6 protein-coding genes are annotated in these 7,392 nt (G+C 71.0%); 2 read left to right on the top strand and 4 right to left on the bottom strand.

Annotated elements, in window-relative coordinates; all coding sequences use genetic code 11:
* Window positions 1-54: 54 nt before the first annotated feature.
* Both K2X24_RS19005 and K2X24_RS19000 read right to left on the bottom strand, forming a co-directional pair.
* Window positions 55-1,368: an FAD-binding oxidoreductase gene (locus K2X24_RS19005; RefSeq protein WP_292500049.1), complete on the bottom strand. Its 1,314-nt coding sequence runs from the start codon at window positions 1,366-1,368 to the stop codon at window positions 55-57.
* Window positions 1,369-1,482: 114 nt separating this feature from the next.
* Entirely contained in the window at window positions 1,483-1,806 is a 324-nt protein-coding gene (locus K2X24_RS19000; protein ID WP_292500047.1) for a hypothetical protein, read from the bottom strand.
* A gap of 462 nt (window positions 1,807-2,268) precedes the next feature.
* On the opposite strand from K2X24_RS19000, the gene K2X24_RS18995 reads away from it, so the two are divergent.
* Complete coding sequence (locus K2X24_RS18995) at window positions 2,269-2,601, top strand: hypothetical protein (RefSeq protein WP_292500046.1); 333 nt, start codon at window positions 2,269-2,271, stop codon at window positions 2,599-2,601.
* A 97-nt stretch (window positions 2,602-2,698) separates the two neighbouring features.
* On the opposite strand, the gene K2X24_RS18990 is transcribed toward K2X24_RS18995, so the two are convergent.
* Window positions 2,699-5,671, bottom strand: coding sequence for an FAD-binding and (Fe-S)-binding domain-containing protein (locus tag K2X24_RS18990; RefSeq protein ID WP_292500044.1), 2,973 nt, complete (start codon window positions 5,669-5,671; stop codon window positions 2,699-2,701).
* Between the two features lie 107 nt (window positions 5,672-5,778).
* Between K2X24_RS18990 and K2X24_RS18985 the strand changes: the two genes are divergently transcribed.
* Complete coding sequence (locus tag K2X24_RS18985) at window positions 5,779-6,822, top strand: threonine aldolase family protein (protein WP_292500042.1); 1,044 nt, start codon at window positions 5,779-5,781, stop codon at window positions 6,820-6,822.
* A 24-nt stretch (window positions 6,823-6,846) separates the two neighbouring features.
* Here K2X24_RS18985 and K2X24_RS18980 read toward each other — a convergent pair.
* On the bottom strand, window positions 6,847-7,392 hold a 546-nt coding region (locus K2X24_RS18980; protein WP_292500040.1), incomplete at its 5' end, for a GntR family transcriptional regulator.

Below are 7,392 nucleotides of genomic sequence, written 5' to 3'. Positions count from 1 at the left end.
TTCGCATGCCGTTCTTTCGCTTGGCGGCTCGGGCGAGGGTCGTCAACCGGCGTTTCACGCGGAGCGCCGTTCCTCCTTCGGAAGCCGCCAGCGTGGCCAGCCGAGCAGCCGTTGTGGCGCGAACGGCGCCAGCGGAACCGCGGGCGTGGCGCCCGTGGCGAGGTCCGCGACCAGGCGCCCCGTGATCGCGCCGGTGGAGAGGCCGATATGCCCGTGACCGAAGGCGAAGATCAGCCCGCGATGGCGGGGTGCGGCGCCGATCACCGGCATGCCGTCCGGCGTCGAGGGCCGCGCGCCCATCCAGGGCCGGTTGTCGAGGGGCGCGCCGAGGCGCAGCGTCCCGGCGGCTTCCCGGGAGGCCGCCTCGATCTGGTGATAGTCCGGCGCCGCCGTACGGGCATTGAGCTCCACGCCGGAGAGGACGCGCACCCGCCCGTCCCCCATCGGCGCCAGGATCGAGCCCGCGCCGGTATCGAGAACCGGGCGGGTAAGCGGCGGACTGTCGGGGTGGAGCGCGAAGTGGCGATGGTAACCGCGCTCCGCCGCGAAGGCGAAGCGATAGCCGAGGCCCCGCGCGATCTCGGCCGAGGCCGCCCCTGCCGCCAGCACCACCTGACGCGCCCGCATCACGCCGGCCGCGTGATGGATCTGCCAGCCGTCCTCGACCGGCTCCAACCGCAGGGCCGCTTGCCGGAGGATCTGCCCGTCGAGATCCACGAACAGGCGCTCATAGGCTTCGACGAGAGCGCCGGGATCGCTGACGGCGCCCGTCTCGGGCAGGAACATGCCCCGCGCATAAGTCCGGACCAGCGCCGGCTCGACGTCGCGGATCGCGTCGGAATCGAGGATGTCGAGGGCGATGCCGTGCCGCCGGAGGATCGCGCGCTCCAGCTCGGCCGCCGCGAACGCATCGTCCGTGCGATAGAGCTTGATCCAGCCGGGCCGGCTCAGCAGGTGCGAAGCACCTGCCCGCTCCGCCAGGCGTGCATGCTCGGCCAGGGCCGCACTCGTCAGCGGGAGCAGCGCGGCGGCCGCCCGCTCCCAGGCCGAGGTGCGGGCAGCCGCCAGGAAGTGCGCCGTCCAGGGAATGACCCGGGCGACATGAGTATGGCGCAGACGCAGACCGCGATCGGCATTGCGCAGGTAGGACGGCAGCTTGGCCCAGAGCGCCGGGCTCGACATCGGGAAGATCGAGCCCCGGCTGATCACGCCCGCATTGCCGTAGGACGTGCGGGCCCGGGCCTCGCCGGGATCGAGGAGCACGACGCGCAAGCCCCGCTCCCGCAGCGCGAGGGCGGAGGCGAGGCCCACCATGCCGCCGCCGATCACCGCGACGTCCATCTCGGCCTCGGGCGCGACACTGCTCATCGGACTTCTTCTCCCGTTCGTCCCGCGCCGCCCCGGCGGTGCGATGTGCCGTTCGCGTATCAGGCATCCTCCCGGGGAGCGAGAGGATGCCACCGACACGCACGGGCGGCGGCTTCAGCGCGCCTGGAGCAGTTTGTCCACGAGGGGCATCAGGGCATCGACGCAGGCCTTCGTGCTGTCATCGGCCGCGCACTTGAAGTCGATTCCGGTCTCGCCCTTGCGAAACCGCAGGTGGCCGCCCTTCATACCCAGCATTGGCGGATGGCGGCGCCAGCCGCCGTCGCGGTCACCCTCCGGCGGTCCCCGGCGCGGGCCTTCGGATCGATTTCCGTCCGCCATTCCCGGATTCGGGCTGGGCGGACCGCCCGGCGCGGGCTCCGCCGCGCAGGTGGCGATGGCGGACAGGCTGATGAGGCCGGCGGCGACGATGCGTTTCATGATTTCGCCCTCGAGGAACTGGGGGGAGCGAAGCATAGTAGGCGGTCCATGTTTCCGCCGTGCGTGCGAATGTTACGCTCCCGACTCCAAACCGGGAGGTGGCGGACCGGCGTGTGCCCCGGCACTCCGAAAATCGAGGCCCGGGACTGCGTCGGCCCATTCGGCCGCCACGAATAGGCGGGCAATCACCCCGAGCAGCGAAGCGCCGTCGGTGACGACCTACGCGTGGAGAAGCACTGCCGATCGTTAGGAGAGCCTGTTCGACCCAGGCCAAGGAACCCGGCCGCGACCCCGAATCGAGGCCGCACCATCCTCGCGACGGGCCTTCCAGAGGCGCCGGAGAGCGGCAGTGCGGAGGGCGCGCGGGCCACCTGAACTTGAAATGAACAAATTTCCAGATTAACTGAACATGAACGAACGGTACCCAGACTGGCCTGCCGCAACCGATCCAGGAGGATGGATATGTCGAGCGGACTATTCCAGAACCTACCCGGCGCCCACGAGATGGGTGGCGTTCACGCACTGCCGAGCGAGCCGTGGCTGCTCCCGATCTCGGATGGACGCGTTCCCGGAAACACCGGCTCGGACGAGATCCTGCGCTCCGTCCAGCAGGCGGCCAAACCCTTCCGGATCGCCGCACACGGGCTGATCGCCGCCCTCGTGCTGATGCTGTCTGCGCAGATCGCATCGGACTGGATGGTGCCGGCCGCCGCTCAGCGCTCCTCCCATCAGGTGGCCGATGCGACGCCGCCGAGCCTCCCGGTAACGCGCGCCGCGCTCGCGGTGAGCAACTGAGCCGCGACCGAGTATAACGAAAGACACCGGTTCGACGGAGCGGGACGATCATGTCCGCTCCCGTCGGGCCCGCGACCGTCCTGTGATCTCCCTCCCGTCACGACCGGTTGTGCGCCAGGGCTTCGTCGAGCACCCGCGCCACATGGCGCGCCTCGAGACCCAGCCCGTCGTGAATCTGATGGCGGCAGCTGGTGCCGTCGGCCACCACGATATCGTCGGGGCCGGCCTTGCGGAGCGCCGGAAACAGGGACAGCTCCGCCATCGCCAGGGACACGTCGATGGTCTCGGCGCCGTAGCCGAAGGCGCCTGCCATGCCGCAGCAGCTCGACTCGATGACGCGCAGATCGAGTCCCGGCACCGCGCGCAGCACCGTCTCCACCGCACCCATCGCGGCGAACGCCTTCTGGTGGCAGTGACCGTGCAGATGTGCCACCCGCCCGTGCTGGTCGGATAGCGGCAGCGCGATCCGCCCCGCCTGCAGATCCATGGCCAGGAGCTCCTCGAACAGGAAGCTCGCCTTGCCGAACTCGGCCGACTCGGCGCCCGGCAGCAGCGACGCGAACTCGTCGCGGAAGGTCAGCAGGCAAGAGGGTTCGAGTCCGACGATGCGTGCACCGGCTCGCACGTAGGGCAGCAGCGCCGTCAGCGTCCGCCGGGCTTCCGCCCGGGCGCGATCGGTCTGGCCGGATGCGAGATAGGTGCGTCCGCAGCAGAGCGGGCGGCGCCCACGATGGGGGAAGACCCGGTGCAGGCGGTAGCCGGCCGCGATCAGAACCCGCTCGGCCGCCTCCAGGTTCTCGCGCTCGAAGGCCCGGTTGAAGGTATCGCCGAAGAGCACGATGTCGCGAAAGTCGCCGGTCACGTCGCCCGGGTGCGCCGGCTCGCCGGTCTCGCGCCAGGGCCGGCGCCATTGCGGCAGGGTGCGGCGCGCGGAGAGGCCGGCGACGCGCTCGGAGAGGCGGGCGAGCGCCGGCAGCCGGTCGCGCAGGTTGAGGAGAGGGGCCAGCCACGCCGCCGTGCCGGCGTAGAGGGGCAGCGCCGCCACCAGCCTCTCCTTCAGGGGCAGGCCGTGCCGGGCGTGGTAATGGTGCAGGAACTCGATCTTCATCTTGGCCATGTCGACGCCGGTGGGGCATTCGCGCCGGCAGGCCTTGCACGAGACGCAGAGATCCAGGGTCCGCTTCATCTCGGGGCCGGTGAAGGCGTCGGGCCCGAGCTGACCCGAAATCGCCAGCCGCAGGGAGTTCGCCCGGCCCCGGGTGAGGTGCTGCTCGTCCTTGGTGACGCGGTAGGAGGGGCACATGGCGCCGCCGGCGAGCTTCCGGCAGGTGCCGTTGCTGTTGCACATCTCCACCGCCGGGCCGAACCCGCCCCAGTCCGACCAGTCGAGGGCCGTGGTGCCGGGTTGCGTCACCGCGTAGCCGGGCTGGAAGCGCATCAGCGCGCGGTCGTCCATGCGCAGGGGCCGGACGATCTTGCCGGGGTTCAGGCGGTTGTCCGGGTCGAAGCCGTCCTTGACGGTCTCGAAGGCACGGGTGAGCCGAGCCCCGAACATCGGCGCGATGTATTCCGAGCGCGAGATGCCGTCGCCGTGCTCGCCGGAATAGGAGCCCTTGAAGCGGCGGACGGCGGCGCTGGCCTCCTCGGCGATAGCCCGCATCTTGGCGACGTCGCCGCCCTGCTTCATGTCGAGGATCGGGCGCACGTGCAGGCAGCCCACCGAGGCGTGGGCGTACCAGGTGCCGCGGGTGCCGTGCCGGGTGAACACCTCCGTGACGGTGTCGGTGTAGTCGGCGAGGTGCTCCAGGGGCACCGCGCAATCCTCGATGAAGGAGACCGGCTTCGCGTCGCCCTTCATGGACATCATGATATTGAGGCAGGCCTCCCGCACCTCCCAGACCGATTTCTGGCGGACGGGCTCGGGCACCTCCACCACGGCGTGCCGGAAGCCGTGGTCGCTCATGCAGGCGTCGAGGCGCCTGAGGTCGGCCAGGAGCGCGTCCCGGTCGTCGCCGGCGAATTCCACCAGCAGCAGGCAGTTCGGCTTGCCGCGGGTGATGTCCGCCAGCGTGGTGCGGAACAGCGGAATGTCGGCGCCGAGCACCAGGACGTTGTTGTCGACGAGCTCGACGGCAACCGGACCGAGGTCGACCAGCGCCTTCGTGGTCTCCATGGCGGAGCGGAAGGACGGGAAGTGGCAGACGCCCATGACCCGGTGGGCGGGCAGGCGCGACAGCTTCAGGGTGACGCCGGTGGTGGCCGCCAGCGTCCCTTCGGAGCCCACGAGGAGGTGGGCGAGGTTCGGGCGGGGTTCGATCAAGGCGTCGAGGTTGTAGCCGCCGACCCGCCGCTGCACCTGGGGAAAGCGCGCCAGGATCTCGTCGCGCTCCGATTCGGCCAGCGCCCGCATCGCGGCGGCGAGATGCTCGGCCCGGCCCGAGCCCGTCACGCCCGTGCCGTCGTTGCCGGTGAGGCCGAAGCCGAAGGGAGCGCCATCGGGCAGCAGGGCCTGCATGGCCAGCACATTGTCGCTCATCTTGCCGAAGCGCAGCGAGCGGGCCCCGCAGGAGTTGTTGCCCGCCATGCCGCCGATGGTGCAGCGGGTGGCCGTGGAGGGCTCGACGGGGAAGAACCAGCCCTCCGCCTTCACCCGGGTGTTGAGGCGTTCCAGCACCATGCCGGGCTCGACCGTGACGGTGCCGCCCTCGGGGTCGTAGGCGGTGATGCCGTTGAAATGGCGCGAGCAGTCGACCACGAGGCCGTGCCCGATCGGCTGGCCGTTCTGCGAGGTGCCGCCGCCGCGCATGATGACGGGCACGTCGTGCTCGGCCGCGATCTTCAGCGTCGCGGCAATGTCGGCCGCCGAGCGCGGCAGGACCACGCCGGCCGGCATGATCTGGTAGATCGAGGCGTCGGTGGCATAGCGTCCGCGGGTGAAGAGATCGAAGCGGGCCTCGCCCTGCAGGGCCTCGGCGAGCCGGCGGGCGAACCCGGCGTTCTGTCGAGTGGCCGCGCGGGGCGTGCGGGTCGCCGCGCGGGGCGTGGTCGATGGCTCAGCCGTGGCGGTCATGCTTCATCGTCCTCGGATAGGGTGTCGATTCGAGCCGGATGGGCTGGCGGACAGGCCGCTCAGAGCTAAGATGGCGCCGATATTTTGTATACAGTTGGGCCCGCACGATGATCGATCTGTTCAGCGACACCCAGACGCGGCCCACGCCGGGGATGCGGGACGCCATGGCGCGGGCCGAGGTGGGGGATGAACAGTCGGATTCGGACCCCACGACCCTCGCGCTCTGCGCCAGGGTGGCGGATTTGCTCGGGCAGGAGGCGGGCGTGTTCATGCCCTCCGGCACGATGTGCAACCTGGTGGCGATCCTGGTCCAGACCCGGCCCGGGGACGAGATCATTGTCGACGACCAGTCCCACATCTACAACACGGAGGCCGCGGGCTCGGCCGCCATCGGGGGCGTCTCCGTCGCGGCCCTGAAGACCCCGGCGGGGGTCTACACGCCGGAGGCCTTCGCGGCCGCGATCCGCCCGCCCGCACGCACGGCGCCGCGCTCGGCCCTGGTGTCGATCGAGCAGACGACGAGCTTCTCCGGCGGGTCGGTCTGGGCGCTTCCCGACATGCGGCGCATCCGCGACATCGCCCACGCGCGCGGCCTGCGGGCGCATATCGACGGGGCCCGGCTCCTCAACGCGGTGGCGGCCACCGGCATCGCCGCCAGGGACTACGCCGAGGGATTCGATAGCGCCTGGATCGACCTCAGCAAGGGCCTCGGCTGCCCGGTCGGGGCAGTCCTGTGCGGGCGCCGGGACTTCATCACCGAGGCCTGGCGCTGGAAGTACCGCCTCGGCGGGGCCATGCGCCAATCCGGCATCCTGGCGGCGGCGGGGCTCTACGCCCTCGACCACCACATCGACCAGCTCGGCCGCGACAACGCCCACGCGGCCCTCCTTCGCGACCGGATCGCGGGCGCACCCGGCCTCGCCATCCCGGCCGGCGCGGCGCAGTCCAACATCCTGTGCTTCTCGGTGGAGCCCCTCGGGGTGATGGCCTCCGCGTTCGCGAAAGCTTGCCTCGATCAAGGGGTTAGGGTCCGGGCGATCGGCGCGCACCAGATCCGCGCCACCACCCATCTCGAGGTGGACGAGGCCGACATCCTGCGGTCGGCGGAGGTGATCCGCGCCGCGGCGACGCGCCTGTCCGGACAGCGCTGAGACCGGGCTGAGCATGGGGCCGGCTCAGGCGCCGGCCGCCGCGGTCTCCTGCGTGGCCGCGGCACGGCGCTTGTTGCGCAGGTGGCGGAACAGGATGTCGCTGAGTTCCGGGCCGGCCCGGCGGCGCAGGGCATCGAGGATCTCCTCGTGCTCGCGCATGGCCTCGCCCCAGCGGTCGCGGTCCTTGTCGAGGTTGGCCGCGTAGCGGACCCGGCGCAGGCGCCCGGCGAAGTTGGCGTAGGTCGCCTTAAGCGGCGCGTTGTCGGCCGCCGCCACGATCCGGTCGTGGATGGCCTGGTTGGCCGCGAAGTAGCCGTGCAGGTCGCGGCGGAGATACGACGCATACATGGCGTGGTGCAGGCGCTCGATCTCGGCGTAGGCGTCCTCGCTGATCTTCTCGCAGGCGAGGCGGCCGGCCAGGGCCTCGAGGCCGCCCATCACGTCGAACAGCGCCACCATCTCGTCGGGGCCGAGCTGGCGGACCCGGGCCCCCCGGTTGGGCAGGAGGTCGATCAGCCCCTCCGAGGCCAGCACCTTGAGGGCCTCGCGCAGGGGCGTGCGGGAGATGCC

The sequence above is a fragment of the Methylobacterium sp. genome, assembly GCF_019750675.1.
Classification (GTDB): Bacteria; Pseudomonadota; Alphaproteobacteria; order Rhizobiales; family Beijerinckiaceae; genus Methylobacterium.
The sequence above is the reverse complement of the archived record's forward strand: the minus strand, read 5'-3'. Positions and strand labels throughout refer to the sequence as shown.